Origin of the sequence: Variovorax ureilyticus (genome assembly GCF_050632185.1) — a bacterium.
In the GTDB taxonomy this organism is placed as follows: domain Bacteria; phylum Pseudomonadota; class Gammaproteobacteria; order Burkholderiales; family Burkholderiaceae_C; genus Variovorax; species Variovorax ureilyticus_A.
On sequence record NZ_CP192579.1, the window covers coordinates 732,643 to 749,481 of the forward strand.

Genomic DNA, 16,839 nt, shown 5'->3' on the forward strand with positions numbered 1-16,839 from the left:
CTATTCGACTTCGCGGATCGGTGCCTTCAGGAACCTGATCATCTCCCCGACCGACAGACGCGGTGCATGGCCGCGGCACAGTCCCTGGTAGGCCAGGGCCTGGGTATAGCGCGAGGTCCGATCGTTGATCCTCTTCCATTCAGGATTCTGGACGGGTTCCCACGTCCCGTTGCTGGTGAAGCGCGCGTAGGTCTTGTATTCATCGGTGGCGCAGTGCACACCTTCGTAGAAGGCGTTGAATCCGCCCCCTTCCTTGTTCGTGGCGACGACCACGTAGCGCACGACGCCATCGCCGGTCACCTTGATGGTGTTCGGATCGACGCCGAACTTCAGGCTCGAATAGCGCGGCATCTCGAGGTCGACCAGCTTGTCCTGGTTGAACGCGGGAGGCGGGGGGCCTCCGATTCCTTCCAGTCGGAATCTCCGAACAGCTCGGCATTCGCGAGACCCGAGGCGCCGACAACACAGGCAAGTACAGCGCCCCGGCTAGCGCGGAGCAGATAACGGGTCGCTTGTCGAGGGAGGCTCATTCGCAAGATTGGCATTCGGATTGGGATCGAAGCTGGCGCCGGGCGGCAGCTCGAAAGTCGGCTCGTGGCCCGGCCCGGGCGGATGTCGCTCGAATTCGCGGGCGCGCACATTGCTGCGCAGGAAGCGGTTGCGGAAATCCTGCCGGGGCAGGTAGCGGGCAAGTTCGGTCAGCGCCATCTCATAGACGCCGCGCTTGAACTCGACGACGACGTCCAGCGGCACCCAGTAGTCGTGCCAGCGCCATGCGTCGAATTCCGGGTGATCGGTGGCACGCAGGTTCAGGTCCCAGTCGTGGCCGATCAATTGCAATAGATACCAGATCTGCTTCTGGCCCTTGTAGTGGCCGCGCGCGTCACGGCGGATGAACCGATCCGGCACCTCGTAGCGCAACCAGTCGCGGGTACGGGCCACGATCCGTACGTGCTCCGGGTGGAGGCCGATTTCCTCGTGCAGTTCCCTGAACATGGCCTGCTCGGGACTTTCGCCGCGATCGATGCCGCCTTGAGGAAACTGCCAGGAGTGTGTACGAATTCGCTTACCCCAGAAAACCTGGTTTCTCTGGTTGAGCAGGATGATGCCGACGTTGGGCCTGAAGCCGTCCCGGTCGAGCATAATCAAACCCCAATTTTTTGAACTGAGTCGATTATGCCTGCCGAGTTGCGCACGGCAAGCGGCCAGTCCCGGGCCCCAGGGCCCATCCGTTGCACCCTACCTCTCCACGTCTGCGCACCCGATGAAAGCTTCCCAGTTCTTTATCTCCACCCTCAAGGAAGCGCCGGCAGATGCCGAAGTCGTCAGCCACCGCCTCATGATGCGGGCCGGCATGATCAAGAAGCTGGGCACCGGCATCTACACCTACATGCCGATGGGCTTGCGCGTGATCCGCAAGGTCGAGGCGATCGTGCGCGAGGAAATGAACCGCGCCGGCGCCGTCGAGCTGACCATGCCGGTGGTCCAGCCGTCCGAGTTCTGGGAGGAGAGCGGCCGCTTCCAGGCCTACGGCCCGGAGCTCCTGCGCATCAAGGACCGGCACGAGCGCTCCTTCGTGATCCAGCCGACCAGCGAGGAGGTCGTCACCGACATCGCCCGGCAGGAGATCCGCAGCTATAAACAGCTGCCGAGGAACTTCTACCAGATCCAGACCAAGTTCCGCGATGAGCGCCGCCCGCGCTTCGGCCTGATGCGTGGCCGCGAATTCATCATGAAGGACGCCTACAGCTTCGACCGCGACCTGGATGGCGCCAAGGCCAGCTACAAAGTCATGGCCGACGCCTACCGGAAGATCTTCGACCGCTTCGGCCTGCGCTACCGGGCGGTGGCCGCCGACAGCGGCGCGATCGGCGGCGATGTCAGCCAGGAGTTCCAGGTCATCGCGGCCACGGGGGAGGACGCGATCGTCTATTGCCCCGGCAGCGACTACGCCGCCAACATGGAAAAGGCCGAGGCGCTGGCGCCGGCCGGCCCCCGCCCCGCCGCGGCCGAGCCGATGACCAGGACGGCGACGCCGGGCAAGGCCACCTGCGAAGAGGTCGCCGAACTGCTCGGCGTGCCGCTCTCGACCACGGTGAAGTCGTTGGTCCTCGCAACCGACGTCCTCGACGAAGCCGGCGAGATCAAGGGTGCCGAGGTCTGGCTGCTGCTCGTGCGCGGTGACCATGACATGAACGAGATCAAGGTCGGCAAGGTGCCGGGCCTGGACCAGGGCTTCCGTTTCGCGACCACCGCCGAGATCGAGGACCACTTCGGCTGCAAGCCCGGCTATCTGGGGCCGGTGAACCTGAAGCGGCCCGTCAAGATCGTCGCCGACCGCGAGGTGGCCGTGATGGCGGACTGGATCTGCGGCGCCAACGAAGTCGACTTCCACATCACCGGCGTCAACTGGGGCCGCGATCTGCCCGAGCCCGAGGTTGTCGCCGACGTCCGCAACGTGGTTGCCGGCGATCTCTCGCCCGATGGAAAGGGCGTGCTGGCCATCGAGCGCGGCATCGAGATCGGCCACGTGTTCGTGCTCGGCACCAAGTACAGCAAGCCGATGAACGCGACCTTCCTCGACGAAGCGGGCAAGCCCCAGTTCATGGAAATGGGGTGCTACGGCATCGGCATCACGCGCCTGCCGGCCGCCGCGATCGAGCAGAACAACGATGAGCGCGGGATCATCTGGCCCGATGCGATCGCGCCGTTCACCGTGGTCATCTGCCCGATCGGCATGGACCGCAGCGCCGAGGTCAAGGCCGCGGCCGAAGCGCTCCATGACCAGTTGCTTGCGGCCGGCGTCGATGTGATGCTCGACGACCGTGGCGAGCGGCCCGGTGCGATGTTCGCCGACTGGGAGCTGATCGGTGTGCCCCACCGCGTGGTGATCTCCGATCGTGGCCTGAAGGAAGGCCAGTTCGAATACCAGCACCGACGCGAGACGTCCGCGACCAAGGTGCCGGCCGCCGGCATCGCGGAATTCATCACTGGCCGACTGGCTGCCGCATGAGCCCCCGCCCGGCCGTTCCGAAGGGGGCTCGCACCGCAGTGCGAAGCACGCAGGTCACCCAATGAACCCCGTGGCGCCGACGAATGCGCCCGGACTTTCGCGCCGCCTGTGCCTGGGCGGCGCCGCAGCCGGGGCGCTGACGCTGGCGCTGCCGACGCCGGCGCTGGCCGGCGCTCAGATCGAGGAACCCCTGATCGACTCGGTGCGAACCGCATTGAGCGCGGCGATCCGGAGCGGCGCGCCGCCGGTTCCCGAGTTCAAGGACACCGAATCGCGTTTGGCTTATCTGCGCTGGCTCGGCGAGATGAGCGAACGGCTCAAGAAGAAGCTTCCCGACTGGCCCACGCGCAAGGAATTCCTGCAGACCGTCTGGTACGAGTCGCGCCGTGCGGGGCTCGACGTGAGCCTCGTGCTGGGGCTGGTCCAGGTCGAGAGCAACTTCCGCAAATTTGCTGTCTCGAGCGCCGGGGCGCGGGGTTACATGCAGGTGATGCCGTTCTGGACGCGCTCGATCGGCGATGGCGATTCATCGAAGCTTTTCCACATGCAGACCAACCTGCGCTTCGGCTGCGTGATCCTGCGGCACTACCTCGACCGCGAGGCCGGCGATCTGTTCATGACGCTCGGCCGGTACAACGGCAGCCGCGGCAAATCGCCCTATCCGAGCGCTGTCTTCGCGAACCAGCGCCTGTGGGTGTTCAAGGACCCCCGTCCGGACTGAGGCTGGCGGCCAGATCGGCGGCTGCCGCCGGCTTGCCGCGGGTGACCATCACCTGGTCGATGCGGAAGCTGTCCACGTCCATCACTTCGAAGGTGTAGCCGGCCCAGGTCACGCTGTCGGTCCGCTTCGGCACGCGGCGCAGCATCACCATCAGGAAGCCGGCGAGGGTCTCGTATTCGTCGCGGTGCGGCAGTTCTTCGAGGTCGAGTGCGCGCACCACGTCCTGGATAGGCGTGACGCCGTCGATCAGCCACGAGTTCTCGTCGCGCTTGACGATCTGCTGCTCTTCGTCCTGCACGCCGACGAAGTCGCCCATCACGGTGCTCATGACGTCGTTCAGCGTGATCACGCCGACCACCAGGCTGTACTCGTTGACGATGATCGCGAAGTCCTCGTGCGCCTGCCGGAACTGTTCGAGCATCTCGGTGAGCGAGAGCCGGTCAGGGACCACCAGCGCCTTGTGCAGCGGCAAACCGTGATCGAAGGAGAGGGGCTGGCCGGCCAGCACGCGCTGGAACATGACCTTGGCGTCCACGTAGCCGAGCACATGGTCGATATCCCCGTCGCATACCGGGTAGGCGGAAAAGGGTTCGGCCTTGATCCGGGCGCGCAACACCGACTCGGCGTCGTCCTTGAGGAACCAGGCGATGCGGTCGCGCGAGGTCATCACGCTGCTGACGAGCCGGGTGTCGAGCTCGAAGACGTTCGCGATCACCTGCTGTTCCCGCTCCGCGAGCACCCCGGCCCGGGCGCCGGCTTCGGTCATCGCGAGGATGTCGGCCGAGGTGATCTTCTCGTCGCGCTGCGCCGGCATGCGAAGCAGCTTGAAGAGCAGGTCGGTGCTGACGGTGAAGAGCCAGACCAGCGGCTTGAACGCGGTGATCAGCATCCCCATCGGCCCGACCATCCTCACGGCGAGCTGCTCGGGATTGCTCATGCCCAGCCGCTTCGGAAAGAGGTCGGCGAAGACGAGAAAGATCGCGATGATCGTGATGAACGATGCGAGGAACGCCGCGGTCTGGGATGCCTTGGGGCTGAGCCACAGATCGAACAGATCCGCGAAATAAGGGCTCAGCGACCCTTCGCCGACGACGCCGCCCAGGATCGCGACCGCGTTGAGCCCGATCTGGACCACGGTGAAATAGTGACCGGGCTGCTCCTGCACGCGCAGGACTCGCTCGGCACGCGGATCGCCCTCGTCGGCCATTTGCCGCAGGCGCAGACGCCGCGAAGCCGCGAGGGATATCTCGGCGAGCGAGAAAAGGCGCTCGTCGCGATCAGCGCGACGATGACGAGCAGGCTTTGGGTCAGGGTCATAGGTCGGTCATCGAAGACCGACATGGTGCCATGAGCGGCGGGCGCTCAGCGGTGAAGCCGTGAGGCCGCGGGGCTACTGCACGAAACCCATGCGTCCGCGCTGCGCGCCGGCGCGCGGAAGATCCTCCATGCGCACCTCGTCGCGGCCCGCAAGCCGTGCATTGCCGAAGCCGGTCATCAGCGCGCGCCGCATCTCGCGCGGCGCCAGCGTGGCGAGCAGGTCCAGCACGTCGCTCGAAGGTTCGGGCGCGAGGAGCCGGCCCCAGTCGTGGTCGCCGCGGATCGATGCATAGAGCTGGTGCGCGATCTGGCGCGAGGCTTCGGGCGAGGGCGCTTCGATCTCGAACACGTTCATGCGGTTCAGGATCGGCTCGGGGATGTGGCGCTCGTCGTTGGCGGTCGTGATCCAGATCACCTGGCTGGCGTCGATCGGCACGTCGGCGAATTCGTCGATGAATGCGTGCGCGGTGTCGTGCTCCAGCAGGTTGTAGAGCGCACCGAGCGGGTCGTACTGGGTGTCCGCGCCGGCCTTGTCGATCTCGTCGATGACCATCACCGGATTGGCGTACTGCCCATCCACCAGCGCCTCGAACACCTTGCCGGGCTTGGCGCCCTTCCATTGCGAAGAGGCGCCGGACAGCAGCCAGCCAGCGGTCATCGAGTTCATCGGCACCAGCGACATGCCCGTCCCGAGCAGTTCGGCGAGCTTGCGCGCGAAGTGGGTCTTGCCGATGCCCGGCGGCCCCAAGAGCAGCATCGGCGTGACTTCGAGTCCGTCGCGGCTGTCCTGCGAGAGGGCCACATGGCGGCGCACGTCGTCGAGCACCTCGGTGAAGTTGGGGAGCTGCGCGTAAAGGCCGGACATTTCCGGCACACCGCTGGGCTTGACCTGGAAGCGTTCGGGGCCGCGCTCCAGCATGCGTTCGTAGGTGGTGCGCAGGTGTTCGTGATCGTGATCCGGAAGCTTCGCGAGCTTGCGCTCGACATCCTGCGTCTGGAAAACGCTGCGCAGGTGAGCGACCGGCAGTTGGAACGACGACGCTGGCACGAGACTGCGGGAATCCATGGACACCTCCGGTTTCGGACACTCGAGCACAGCATAAGCCGTGCCCAACGTCCGCAGGTGTCTATGTTTTCTCGGATTTGCCGATTCGTCGCGCGGCGGTCAAATACCGCCTTGCGGGTGCGTGGGATCGACCCACAGCACCGATTCGGGCTTCTCGACGGGCTCGATGGCGAGGTTGATCGCGACCGCTTCACCGTCGCTGCGACACAGCACGCATTCGAGCGCTTCGGTCTCGCTGGCGTTGATTTCCTGGTGCGGCACGTAGGGCGGCACGTAGATGAAATCGCCGGGACCGGCTTCTGCCGTGTATTCCAGGTGTTCGCCCCAGCGCATGCGGGCGCGGCCCCGCACGACGTAGATCACGGATTCGAGATGGCCGTGATGGTGGGCACCGGTCTTCGCATTCGCGTGGATGGTGACGGTGCCGGCCCAGAGCTTCTGTGCACCGACGCGCGCGAAATTGATCGCGGCCGCGCGGTTCATGCCCGGCGTCTGGGCGGTGTGGGTGTCGAGCTGGTTGCCGGGGACGACGCGCACGCCGTCGTGTTTCCAGGCGCCCTCGTGGTGCGCGTGGCCATGATCGGCCCGGTCGTGACTCATGTCAGGCGAGTCATGCGTTCAACATCTGCTGGAGCTCGCCGGACTCGTACATCTCCATCATGATGTCCGAGCCGCCGACGAACTCGCCCTTGACGTAGAGCTGCGGAATCGTCGGCCAGTTGCTGTATTCCTTGATGCCCTGGCGGATGGCATCGTCTTCCAGCACGTTGACGGTCTTCAGCGCCTTGGTGTCCACACCCACGGCCTTGAGGATCTGGATCGCGCGACCGGAGAAGCCGCACATCGGAAAACTGGCGTTGCCCTTCATGAAGAGCACAAGGTCGTTGGTCTTGACGAGATCGTCGATGCGTTGCTGGGCATTGGACATGGGGCACTCCTGAAATTGGGCTGGGCGGATTATTTCACCGCACGCCAGATCCCGCCGGAACATCGCGCGATGCCGGCGAGGTCGTCGCGGCTTTGGGTTTCGGCAAAGCCGCGCTGCGAGAGCAGTTGCCGGACCGCTTCGGCCTGGTCGTAGCCGTGTTCGAGCAGGAGCCACCCGCCGGCGGCAAGGTGCGCCGGGGCGGCATCGACGATGCGGCGAATGTCGTCGAGACCGTCGTCGCCGGAGACGAGTGCGCCCTGGGGCTCATGCTGCAGCGCCGCAAGATGGATGTCGTCGCGGGGGATGTACGGTGGGTTCGACACGATCAGGTCATAGCCCGCATCCGCACGGTCAAGCCAGTTTGCTTGCCGGAAGCGCACTGGCAGCCCGAGGCGCTCGGCGTTGCCGCGCGCGACCGCCAGGGCCTCTGCGCTGGCGTCGACCGCCGTGACCCTGGCATCGTGCCGCGCGTTCTGGATCGCGAGTGCGATGGCGCCGCTGCCCGTGCCCAGGTCGAGCACCGACGGCGCCGCCCGTCCGTCGATGCACTGGAGCGCCCACTCGACCAGCGTTTCGGTATCGGGGCGCGGCACGAGCACGCGGCGGTCGACCTGCAGGCGCAGGCCATGGAACTCCTTTTCCCCGACCAGGTAGGCCACCGGCTCGCCGGCCTTGCGGCGGGCGCAAAGGCGCGCGTAGGCCGGCCAGATCGCGTCGTCGAGCGGATCGGTGTCGTGCACGAGCAGCCAGGCCCGATCGGTCGATGGCCGCCCGAGCACATGCAGCAGCAGAAGCTGGGCATCGAGCCGGTCGACGCCCATGGACGCCGCCGCGGACAGCATCGCGGCCGGCGTCGTGGGGGAGAGCGGGTCGGTGGACGTCACGCCGGCAAGCTGGCTTCGAGCTCCGCAAGCTGCTCGGCCTCGCGCGCGGCCTTCAGCGCGTCCAGCACTTCGCCGAGGTCGCCTTCCATGATCGAGAGCAGCTTGTAGAGCGTGAGATTGATGCGGTGGTCGGTCAGCCGTCCCTGCGGGAAGTTGTAGGTGCGGATCCGGTCGCTGCGGTCGCCGCTGCCGACGAGTCCCTTGCGCAGTGCGGCGTCCTTGGCGGCACGCTCGCTGCGTTCCTTTTCCTGGATGCGCGCCGACAGCACCTGCAGCGCCTTGGCCTTGTTGCGGTGCTGGCTGCGGTCGTCCTGGCATTCGGCCACGATGCCGGTCGGGATGTGCGTGATGCGCACCGCCGAATCGGTCTTGTTGATGTGCTGTCCGCCGGCGCCGCTCGCGCGGAAGGTGTCGATGCGCAGATCGGCCGGGTTGATCTGCACGGCCTGCGCCTCGTCCGGTTCGGCCAGCACGGCGACGGTGCAGGCGCTGGTGTGGATGCGGCCCTGCGTTTCGGTCGCCGGCACGCGCTGCACCCGATGGCCGCCCGATTCGAACCGCAGCCGGCCGAAGACATCGTCGCCCACGATGCGGACCACGACCTCCTTGTAGCCGCCAAGTTCGCTTTCGCTTTCGCTCACGATTTCGCAGCGCCAGCCCGCGCGGTCGGCATACCGGGTGTACATGCGCAGCAGGTCGCCGGCGAACAGCGCGGATTCGTCGCCGCCGGTGCCGGCGCGGATTTCGAGGAAGGCGTTGCGCGCGTCGTCCGGGTCCTTGGGCAGCAGCAGGCGCTGGAGTTCGTCCTCGAGCTGCACCAGCTCCGCTTCGGCGCTCGCGATCTCCTCCTGCGCCATCTCGGCCATGTCGGGGTCTTCGAGCATCTCGCGCGCGGCGGCGAGGTCGGCTTCGCGCTGCTTGTAGCGGCTGTAGCGGCCGGCGATCTGCGTCACCTCCGCATGCTCGCGCGAGATGGTGCGGTACTGCGCCATGTCGGACATGATGTCCTCGCGCGAGAGCAGGAAATCGAGTTCGCCGAGGCGTTGCGCATAGCGCTCGAGCTGGTGACGCAAAAGGGTTTCACGGGAGATCGGGGCAGATTACGGAAGATGCTGACCGCAGGCGCTGCGGCAACGGCGGGTCGGCGCGCAGCGCCGGAAGCAACGGGCGTCGCTAACGCTCTTTGTTGCGCGGGTCGTTGCGCAGGAAGAGGCGGGAGATCGCCTGCGCCGTGTGCTCGCGCGCGGTGGCATCGCCTGCATGCAGTTCGGCCATCGCGCCGTGGAGCATCTTTGCGTGAGGCCGCGCGACAGCGCCTCGAGCACGGCGTCGACGCTTTCACCCCGGGCCAGCAGCTTGCGCGCGCGCGCCAGTTCGGTCGCGCGCCATTCGTCGGTCTGCGCATTGAGCTGGCGGATCAGCGGCACGGTGCCGCGCTGGTCGAGCCAGTGCATGAAGCTCTGCACGCCCGCGTCGATGATGACCTCAGCCTCCGCCACCGCGGCCTGCCGGTTGGCATGGCCCTGCTGCACGACCTGCGCCAGATCGTCGACGGTGTAGAGGTAGACGTCTTCGAGCGCCCTGACCTCGGGCTCGATATCGCGCGGCACGGCCAGATCGACCATGAACATCGGGCGATGCTTGCGCAGCTTGAGCGCGCGTTCCACCGCGCCGAGGCCGATCAGCGGCAGCGTGCTCGCGGTGCAGCTCACGACGATGTCGAACTCGGCCAGACGGGCCGGCAGCTCGGCCAGGCGCATGGCTTCGCCGCCGAAGCGCGAAGCGAGCTTTTCGCCGCGCTCCAGCGTGCGGTTGGCGATCACGATGGATCTGGGCTGCTTGGCGGCGAAATGCGTCGCCGCGAGGTCGATCATCTCGCCGGCGCCCACGAAGAGGACGCGCGTGTGCTGGAGATCCTCGAAGAGCTGGCCGGCAAGCCGGACCGCGGCGGCGGCCATGCTGATCGAATGGGCGCCGATCTCAGTGGCGGTGCGGACTTCCTTCGCGACCGCGAAGGAGCGCTGGAACAGCTGGTTCAGCGTGCTGCCGAGCGATCCGGCGGTTTCGGCCGCGCGGACGGCGTCCTTCATCTGGCCGAGGATCTGCGCTTCGCCGAGGACCATCGAATCCAGCCCGCTTGCGACGCGGAAGGCGTGACGCGCGGCCTCGTCGTCGTGCAGGGTGTAGGCGTGCGAGCGCAGCAGCGCCGGTGAAACGCCGCCGCTCTGGGCCAGCCAGTCGACGGTGTGGTCGAGTGCGAGGTGTTCGGCCGCGCAGTAGATCTCGGTGCGGTTGCAGGTCGAGATGATGGCGGCCTCGACGTCCGGATGCCGGCTGGAGCCGAAGGAGTGCCGCAGGCTGTGCAGCGTGGGGGCGATCTGGTCGATGGCGAACGCAAAACGACCGCGCAGGTCGAGCGGCGCGGTCGTGTGGTTCAAGCCCAAGGCCCAGACTGACATAGCCCGGGATTATAAAATCCGCCGCCCGCAGACGCCCAGGCATCCCGAAATGCCCGTTGCGCGCCGACTCGCATGGCCCCGCTGGACTTCCTCGACCACCTCCTCAACTTCATCGCCCCGGCCTTTGCCGTCGGCTTCCTGTGCGCGCTGCTCGGCCGGTTCGGCCTGCGGCCGCCGGGCCAGCGGATGGCCTGGTGGGTGCAGGGCACCGTCAATTTCGGGGTCGGCATCGCCGTGCTGGCGGCGGGTCTGGTCGTCTTCGGGCAGGACGGCCGGATGGCGACCTATGCCGCGCTGGTGGTCGCATGCGCCACCAGCCAATGGCTTGTCTCCGGCGCCTGGCGGCGCTGAGCCGCTAGGCGGTGGTGCCGGGCAGGATTCCCGGGGCAGGAGCGGCTACCGCTGGCGCCGGGGCTGGTGCACCGGTCGCCGACGGTATCCCCGGATACGCGGCCATCGGGAGCTCGGCCTCGCGCAGGCCGTCGAGGATCGCGAACAGCAAGTCGCTGCGGATCGTGCCGGCGATGCGCGGACTCTGTACATAGGCCACCGCCTGGAAGATGAGGAAGCCGACCTCGACCCCTTCCAGGGTGATGCTCGGCGCCGGGGTCGACAGCACGCCGGGGTGGTTGCAGAAGGCCGAGAGGATCACGTCCCGCGCGCGCGTCGCGTCGGTGGTCAGCGGCATCGGCAACCGGATCAGCACGCGGCCTTCCGCGTTGGCCAGCGTCATGTTGCGCACGGTCTTGGTGATGAACTCCGAGTTCGGCACGATCATTGTGGAGCGGTCTCCGAGCTGGATCTCTGTGGCCCGCACATTGATGCGCCGGATGTCGCCCTCGGCATTGCCCAGCACCACCCAGTCGCCGACCTTGACCGGCCGCTCTGCCAGCAGGATCAGCCCCGAGATGAAGTTCTGCACGATCGCCTGCAGGCCGAAGCCGATGCCCACGGACAGCGCGCTCGCCACCCAGGCGATGCGCTCGATGCCGATGCCCAGCGCGGAGAGCGCGAACGCGATCACCGTGATGCCGCCCACGTAGCCGAGCAGCGTGGTGATCGAGCTCTGCATGCCCGGTTCGAGCGCCGTGGTCGGCAGGAATCGCCGGTCCAGCCAGTTCTTCAGGATGCGCAAGGCGATGAAGCCCGCGACCAGCACGGCCACCGCGCTGAAGATCGCGCTCGGCACCAGTTGGATCTCGCCGACCGTCACACCGGTGCCGAACTTGCCGCTGCGTTGGAAGACCTCGCCCGGGCTCGTGCCCAGAGGCTGCGCGAGCGCGATGAGCATGTAGAAGAACAGCGCGACGCGGCTCAGGCCCGACAGCGCGACCGCCGCCTGATCGAGCGTCCTCGACGCGAGCCCGAAGCTCGCCTGCAGCCGCTGGCCGAAGCTGCTGTGCGACGAGACCACCGCCATGAAGAGGTCGTCCGCGAACTTGAACAGCACGTAGAACGCCGCCAGAACGATGCACGACCAGTTCAGCTGCAGCGCCAGGAAGCTCGCCATCGCGACGTAGCCGATGGCCACCAGCACCCAGATCACGACCAGGATCAGCGCGACCAGGCCCAGCACGATGCCCACCCAGAGGGGGCGCTCCGCTTCTTCCTGCGCCGCAGCGGCGGCGGCCGTTGCTTCCTGCGGCGCCGCTTGCGAGGCGCGCAGGCGCAGGAGCATGGCGCCGATCATGCCGCTGAGCGCCAGCGCCACCACGACATGGGCTGCGACCACGGCCGCGAAGCTGGCTTCCACGACGGCATTCACTTGCGTCGGCAGCCAGACCAGCGCCGCGACCAGGGCCATCAGCCAGGGGAAGGGCGCCAGCCGCGCCGCCAGCGCGTCCGGTATCGGCGGCAGCCGCCACGAGGGATGTCCGTTGGACAGCAGCGCTCGGCCGAGCCCGACCACGAAGGCGATGAAGATGCTCGCCTGCACCATGGCATCCCCGAGCCTTCGCGTCTGGTCGCCCCACACGCCGTGCAACTCGAAGGTCGTGTACACGCTGCGGACGGCCAGGAAGACCAGGAGGACGTTGGCCGCGACGATGGCGATCACGAGCAGCGAGCGTCTCAATCGACCCGACGGAAGGATGCGCGCCGCAAGCTGGGTGAGTGCGCGTTCTGCAAGCCAGTTGCCGGGCAGTGCGATCAGGACGGCGAGGATCAGGCTGAAGACCACCGCCGTGATGTGCTCGGGCTGCGTCGCCACGTCCGCGCTGTCCTTGAGTTCCGAACCGAGCGCCTGGAGCCGGTCGACGTCGCCGGACCACGCTTCGGCGAGATCGCCCCAGAACTCCCGTCCCAGCGGCGTGGGGGCGCGCTCGGTGAGCTGCGCTTCGAAGGTGGCTCTGCGCTTGGCGAGCAGATCGGTCGCGCGCTGCCGGGCATCGACCGCCACGAGCCGGGCCAGCCGGATGTCGGCGTCGACGGCGTTGCGTTCCTTGGTGAGCGTGGCGCGTCGCCGCGTGATGTCGGGTGTTTCGGCCGCGGCGCCTCCGGCCGGCACGGGTCCGAGCTCTCCGAGTCGTGCATTGAGGTCGTTGAGTGCGCTGGTGCGAGAGGCGATGAACTTCTCGGTCGCGGCGGTGATGCTGTTGAGCTGCGCGATCAGGGCGCTCACATCGTCCGAGCTCTCGACCACCGTCGGCATCTTCTCGAGTTCGGCGCGCAGCGCCGCGATCGTGGGCTCGACCCGCTGGGAGTCGGCCTGGGCGAACGAGGCGCAGCAAAACAAGGCGGCCAGCAGCAGGGCCGCGAGGCGGGGGAACCAGCTCATCACTTCATCATAGAAGGCATCCGCCGGCCGCCGGAAGCGTCAGCCGGCCGGGCTGAACCTGTCGACCCGGTCCGTGATGATCCCGTCCGTGCCGAGCGCGGTCAGCCGCTCGGCCACCCACTCGTCGTTGACGGTGTAGCTCAGGGCGCGAAGGCCGGCGGCATGCACGCTGGCGACCGTCTGCACGTCCCACAGCGCGTAATTGCAGACGATCGCCCTGCAACCGAGTTGCAGGGCGGTGTCGAGCCAGCCGTCCCACAGGGTGTCGAGCAGCAGGCCGCGTGGCAGCTCGGGCTGCGTCGCCATCGCGCCGCGCAGGGAGGCGGGCTGGAAGGAGGTGAGCAGCGGCGGCGGCAGCGTCGCGTCGGACCACCCCTGCGCCGCCCGGTGCGCGACGACCTCGCCGGTCTCGCGTTCGAGGCCGGGCGTCGGCTTGATCTCGATGTTGAGCGCATGGCGGTTGGCCAGGCAAAAGCGGATGAGGGCTTCGAGGGTCGCTAGCGGCTCGCCGGCAAATCGGCGCGAATGCCAGCTGCCGGCATCGAGTTGCGACAGCGCGGACCACGGCTGGTCGCCGGCGACGCCGCGTCCGTTGCTCGTGCGTTTGAGCGTCGCGTCGTGCAGCAGGAAGGGTACGCCATCGGCGCTGATCTTCGCATCGCACTCGAACATCCGAAAGCCATGCTCCGCGCCGAGCCGGAAGGCGGCCAGCGTGTTCTCGGGCGCCAGCTTGCCGGCACCGCGATGCGCGATCCAGCGCGGGTAGGGCCAGGGGTTCATGCTTGCCCCGATGCCCGGCCCCTCGCGGCTCGGTCCGGCGCCGCTCATGCGGCGCGCTTCCCGGAGCCGGCGTCGAACCAGTGCAGCTTGTCTTGCCGCGCGGCGATCTTGAGGGTGTCGCCTGCGACCGGCGGCGGTTGGCTTTCGTCGGCGCGCATGACCAGTTGCTCTTCGCCGATGCGGCCGTAGATCAGCCGTTCGGCCCCCAGCATTTCCACGTACTCGACCTGTACCGACCAGCCGCTGGCGCCGAGCGCCAAGTGTTCGGGCCGGATGCCGAGGATCATTCCCGTCCGCACGCCCGGCGCGTGCTTCAGCAGGTTCATCGGCGGCGAGCCCATGAAGCTGGCGACGAAGGTGGTCGCTGGGCGCGAATACACCTCCTCCGGCGTGCCGAACTGGTCCATCACGCCGCCGTTCATCACGATGATGCGCTGCGCGAGCGTCATGGCCTCGACCTGGTCGTGCGTGACGAAGAGCGAGGTGACGCCGATTTCGCGGTGCAGCTTCTGGATCTCCAGGCGGGTCTGCGCGCGCAGCTTGGCGTCGAGGTTCGACAGCGGTTCGTCGAACAGGAACACCTGTGGCTGCCGGACGATCGCGCGGCCCATCGCGACGCGCTGCCGCTGACCGCCGGAGAGCTCGCGCGGCTTGCGGGTCAGCAGGTGGCCGAGTTCCAGGATCTTGGCCGCCTTGTCGACGCGAGCCTTGATCTCGGGCACGGGGACCTTTGCGATCCTCAGGCCGTAGGCCATGTTGTCGAACACCGACATGTGCGGGTAGAGCGCATAGTTCTGGAACACCATCGCGATGTCGCGCTCCGCCGGTTCGAGGTGGTTGACCAGGCGGTCGCGGATGAAGATTTCTCCGGCGCTGATTTCTTCGAGACCGGCCACCATGCGTAACAAGGTCGACTTGCCGCAGCCCGAGGGCCCGACGATGACGACGAACTCGCCGGCGTTGACCTCGGCGCTGACGCCGTGAATGACCTGGTTCGCCTTCGGACCCTTGCCGTAGCGCTTGATGACGTTGCGTAGTGAGATTGCAGCCATGGATTAAGTGGGCTCGGGGAGTTCATTTCTCGGTGTCGACGAGGCCCTTGACGAACCAACGCTGCATCAGCACCACGACGACGGTTGGCGGCAGCATGGCCATGATCGCCGTCGCCATGACCACGTTCCAGTCGACCGCCGCTTCTCCGTTGCCGATCATCTGCTTGATGCCGACGACCACGGGGTACATGTCCTCGCTGGTCGCGGCAATGAGGGGCCAAAGGTACTGGTTCCAGCCGTAGATGAACTGGATCACGAACAGCGCAGCGATGCTGGTGGTCGACAGGGGGAGCAGGATGTCGAAGAAGAATCGCATCGGCCCTGCGCCGTCCATCCGCGCCGCCTCGACCAGTTCGTCGGCAACCGTCAGGAAGAACTGCCGGAACAGGAAGGTGGCCGTGGCGGAGGCGATCAGCGGAATCGAGAGGCCGGCGTAGGTGTTGATCATTCCCAGATTGGCGACGACCTGGTAGGTCGGCCCGATGCGAACTTCCACCGGCAGCATCAGGGTGATGAAAATGAGCCAGAAGCACAGATTGCGAAACGGAAACCGGAAGTAGACGATCGAGAAAGCCGACAGCAGCGAGATGAAGATCTTGCCGAAGGTGATGATGAAGGTCACGACGAAACTGACCCAGATCATTCGCGATACGGAACCGCCGCCGCTGGTGCGGCCGCCTCCGGTCAGCGCCGCACTGGTAGCTCGCCCAGAAGTTGCTGCCAGGGCGCAGCGGCATCGGCACCTGGATGATCTCCTGCGCCGTGTGGGTGGATGCGACGAATGCGAGATAGATCGGGAATGCGATCAGGAGCACGCCCAGAATCATCACGGCATGCGCCAGCAGGTTGAGGAGGGGGCGACGTTCAACCACGCAACAGCTCCGATGGCGCAAGCGGGGTTCGCAGGTGAAGGGCTTGCATCAGTAATGGACCTTCTTCTCGACGTAGCGAAACTGCAGGATGGTGAGCGAGATGACGATCGCCATCAGCACCACGGACTGCGCGGCAGCGCTGCCGAAGTCCATGCCCCGGAAGCCGTCGAAGTAGACGCGATAGACCAGAATGGCCGTGTCCTTGCCTGGCCCTCCCTGGGTCACGGCATCGATGATCGCGAAGGTGTCGAAGAAGGCATACACCATGTTGATCACGAACAGGAAGAAGGTCGTGGGCGAAAGGAGCGGCAGTTGGATGGTCCAGAAGCGCCGCAGCGGGCGGGCGCCGTCGATCGCGGCAGCCTCGATCAGAGATTTGGGAATCGACTGCAGGCCTGCGAGGAAGAAGAGAAAGTTGTAGGAAATCTGCTTCCAGACGGCGGCCATCACCACCAGCGCCATCGCGTCGTTGGCATTGAGCAGGTGATTCCAGTCGATTCCGACCTGGCGCAGCCAGTAGGCGACCACCCCGAGGAGGAAGAAAACATGAAGGCGAACAAGACGCCCGTGACCACCGGCGCCACCGCATAGGGCAGGATCAGGATGGTCTTGTAGAAGGTGGCGCCGCCGATCACCCGGTCGGCAAAGACGGCCAATACCAGCGAGATGCCGAGGCCCCACACGGCCACCAGCGCGGAAAAGATCAGCGTGATCCTGAACGACGCGAGGTAGGTTTCGTCCGCGAAGAGGCTGCGGAAGTTGTCCAGCCCGACCCAGGTGATGGAGGAGCCGAAGGCATCCTGCTGTTGCATCGACTGGATCAGCGCCTGGGCGGCGGGCCAGAAGAAGAAGACGCCGACGATGATCAACTGGGGGGCGATCAGAGCCCACGGCAACGAGGTCGAGCGGAAGAGGACGCGTTTTTCCATTGCGGGATACGTGTTGCGCAGACGCCCCAGGGCGCCGGTCGC

13 protein-coding genes and 4 pseudogenes are annotated in these 16,839 nt (G+C 66.7%); 3 read left to right on the forward strand and 14 right to left on the reverse strand.

Translation table 11 applies throughout. The annotated features are described in order from the left end of the window. On the reverse strand, positions 1 to 351 hold the full coding sequence (locus tag ACQ858_RS03495) for a CNP1-like family protein (RefSeq protein ID WP_431275431.1): 351 nt from the start codon (positions 349 to 351) through the stop codon (positions 1 to 3). 135 nt (positions 352 to 486) lie between these two features. After that, the gene (locus tag ACQ858_RS03500; RefSeq protein WP_431276776.1) at positions 487 to 1,143 is read right to left on the reverse strand and encodes an RNA pyrophosphohydrolase; all 657 of its coding nucleotides are present in this window, start codon (positions 1,141 to 1,143) and stop codon (positions 487 to 489) included. Positions 1,144 to 1,264: 121 nt separating this feature from the next. Here ACQ858_RS03500 and ACQ858_RS03505 point away from each other — a divergent pair, with 121 nt between their 5' ends. After that, the gene (locus ACQ858_RS03505) at positions 1,265 to 3,013 is read left to right on the forward strand and encodes a proline--tRNA ligase (protein ID WP_431275432.1); all 1,749 of its coding nucleotides are present in this window, start codon (positions 1,265 to 1,267) and stop codon (positions 3,011 to 3,013) included. Positions 3,014 to 3,074: 61 nt separating this feature from the next. After that, on the forward strand, positions 3,075 to 3,734 hold the full coding sequence (locus ACQ858_RS03510; protein ID WP_431275433.1) for a lytic transglycosylase domain-containing protein: 660 nt from the start codon (positions 3,075 to 3,077) through the stop codon (positions 3,732 to 3,734). On the opposite strand, the pseudogene ACQ858_RS03515 reads toward ACQ858_RS03510, so the two are convergent. The 7 genes and pseudogenes from ACQ858_RS03515 to hemA all read right to left on the reverse strand — a co-directional run bounded on the left by ACQ858_RS03515 (position 3,712) and on the right by hemA (position 10,388). After that, positions 3,712 to 5,051: pseudogene (locus ACQ858_RS03515) on the reverse strand (hemolysin family protein). The gene ACQ858_RS03510 and the pseudogene ACQ858_RS03515 sit on opposite strands and share 23 nt — an antisense overlap. Positions 5,052 to 5,124: 73 nt before the next feature. Continuing rightward, positions 5,125 to 6,117 carry an AAA family ATPase gene (locus ACQ858_RS03520; RefSeq protein WP_431275434.1) on the reverse strand — a complete coding sequence of 331 codons (993 nt, stop codon included), beginning with the start codon at positions 6,115 to 6,117 and terminating at the stop codon, positions 5,125 to 5,127. 99 nt (positions 6,118 to 6,216) lie between these two features. Then, the gene (locus ACQ858_RS03525) at positions 6,217 to 6,717 is read right to left on the reverse strand and encodes a cupin domain-containing protein (protein ID WP_431275435.1); all 501 of its coding nucleotides are present in this window, start codon (positions 6,715 to 6,717) and stop codon (positions 6,217 to 6,219) included. A 10-nt stretch (positions 6,718 to 6,727) separates the two neighbouring features. Further along, the gene (gene grxD / locus ACQ858_RS03530; protein WP_431275436.1) at positions 6,728 to 7,045 is read right to left on the reverse strand and encodes a Grx4 family monothiol glutaredoxin; all 318 of its coding nucleotides are present in this window, start codon (positions 7,043 to 7,045) and stop codon (positions 6,728 to 6,730) included. 29 nt (positions 7,046 to 7,074) lie between these two features. Further along, a complete protein-coding gene (prmC, locus tag ACQ858_RS03535; protein ID WP_431275437.1) occupies positions 7,075 to 7,929 on the reverse strand; it encodes a peptide chain release factor N(5)-glutamine methyltransferase in 855 nt (284 codons plus the stop codon). Next, positions 7,926 to 9,020, reverse strand: coding sequence for a peptide chain release factor 1 (prfA, locus tag ACQ858_RS03540; RefSeq protein ID WP_431276777.1), 1,095 nt, complete (start codon positions 9,018 to 9,020; stop codon positions 7,926 to 7,928). The genes prmC and prfA overlap by 4 nt, the downstream gene beginning before the upstream one ends. An 82-nt stretch (positions 9,021 to 9,102) precedes the next feature. Beyond that, positions 9,103 to 10,388: pseudogene (gene hemA / locus ACQ858_RS03545) on the reverse strand (glutamyl-tRNA reductase). A gap of 72 nt (positions 10,389 to 10,460) precedes the next feature. On the opposite strand from hemA, the gene ACQ858_RS03550 reads away from it, so the two are divergent. Continuing rightward, positions 10,461 to 10,739, forward strand: a complete 279-nt coding sequence (locus tag ACQ858_RS03550; RefSeq protein WP_431275438.1) for a hypothetical protein — start codon at positions 10,461 to 10,463, stop codon at positions 10,737 to 10,739. A gap of 4 nt (positions 10,740 to 10,743) precedes the next feature. Here the strand turns inward: ACQ858_RS03550 and ACQ858_RS03555 are convergent, their stop codons facing one another. From ACQ858_RS03555 to ugpA, 5 genes and pseudogenes are all read right to left on the reverse strand, one after another. Continuing rightward, the gene (locus ACQ858_RS03555; RefSeq protein WP_431275439.1) at positions 10,744 to 13,164 is read right to left on the reverse strand and encodes a DUF3772 domain-containing protein; all 2,421 of its coding nucleotides are present in this window, start codon (positions 13,162 to 13,164) and stop codon (positions 10,744 to 10,746) included. Positions 13,165 to 13,203: 39 nt separating this feature from the next. Beyond that, positions 13,204 to 13,992 (reverse strand): glycerophosphodiester phosphodiesterase, encoded by a 789-nt coding sequence (gene ugpQ / locus ACQ858_RS03560; RefSeq protein WP_431275440.1) that lies wholly within the window; start codon positions 13,990 to 13,992, stop codon positions 13,204 to 13,206. Then, positions 13,989 to 14,996, reverse strand: a complete 1,008-nt coding sequence (gene ugpC, locus ACQ858_RS03565; RefSeq protein ID WP_431275441.1) for a sn-glycerol-3-phosphate ABC transporter ATP-binding protein UgpC — start codon at positions 14,994 to 14,996, stop codon at positions 13,989 to 13,991. The genes ugpQ and ugpC overlap by 4 nt, the downstream gene beginning before the upstream one ends. Positions 14,997 to 15,018: 22 nt before the next feature. After that, a pseudogene (ugpE, locus tag ACQ858_RS03570) lies at positions 15,019 to 15,868 on the reverse strand (sn-glycerol-3-phosphate ABC transporter permease UgpE). Between the two features lie 48 nt (positions 15,869 to 15,916). Then, positions 15,917 to 16,797 (reverse strand): annotated as a pseudogene (ugpA, locus tag ACQ858_RS03575) (sn-glycerol-3-phosphate ABC transporter permease UgpA). Positions 16,798 to 16,839: the final 42 nt, after the last annotated feature.

Coding starts and splice junctions, on each gene's coding strand:
- ugpQ (WP_431275440.1), bottom strand. CDS start 13,992: ATGAGCGGCGCCGGACCGAGCCGCGAGGGGCCGGGCATCGGGGCAAGC.
- ACQ858_RS03510 (WP_431275433.1), top strand. CDS start 3,075: ATGAACCCCGTGGCGCCGACGAATGCGCCCGGACTTTCGCGCCGCCTG.
- ACQ858_RS03550 (WP_431275438.1), top strand. CDS start 10,461: ATGGCCCCGCTGGACTTCCTCGACCACCTCCTCAACTTCATCGCCCCG.
- ACQ858_RS03495 (WP_431275431.1), bottom strand. CDS start 351: ATGCCGCGCTATTCGAGCCTGAAGTTCGGCGTCGATCCGAACACCATC.
- ACQ858_RS03525 (WP_431275435.1), bottom strand. CDS start 6,717: ATGAGTCACGACCGGGCCGATCATGGCCACGCGCACCACGAGGGCGCC.
- ACQ858_RS03505 (WP_431275432.1), top strand. CDS start 1,265: ATGAAAGCTTCCCAGTTCTTTATCTCCACCCTCAAGGAAGCGCCGGCA.
- ACQ858_RS03520 (WP_431275434.1), bottom strand. CDS start 6,117: ATGGATTCCCGCAGTCTCGTGCCAGCGTCGTCGTTCCAACTGCCGGTC.
- ACQ858_RS03500 (WP_431276776.1), bottom strand. CDS start 1,143: ATGCTCGACCGGGACGGCTTCAGGCCCAACGTCGGCATCATCCTGCTC.
- grxD (WP_431275436.1), bottom strand. CDS start 7,045: ATGTCCAATGCCCAGCAACGCATCGACGATCTCGTCAAGACCAACGAC.
- ugpC (WP_431275441.1), bottom strand. CDS start 14,996: ATGGCTGCAATCTCACTACGCAACGTCATCAAGCGCTACGGCAAGGGT.
- ACQ858_RS03555 (WP_431275439.1), bottom strand. CDS start 13,164: ATGAGCTGGTTCCCCCGCCTCGCGGCCCTGCTGCTGGCCGCCTTGTTT.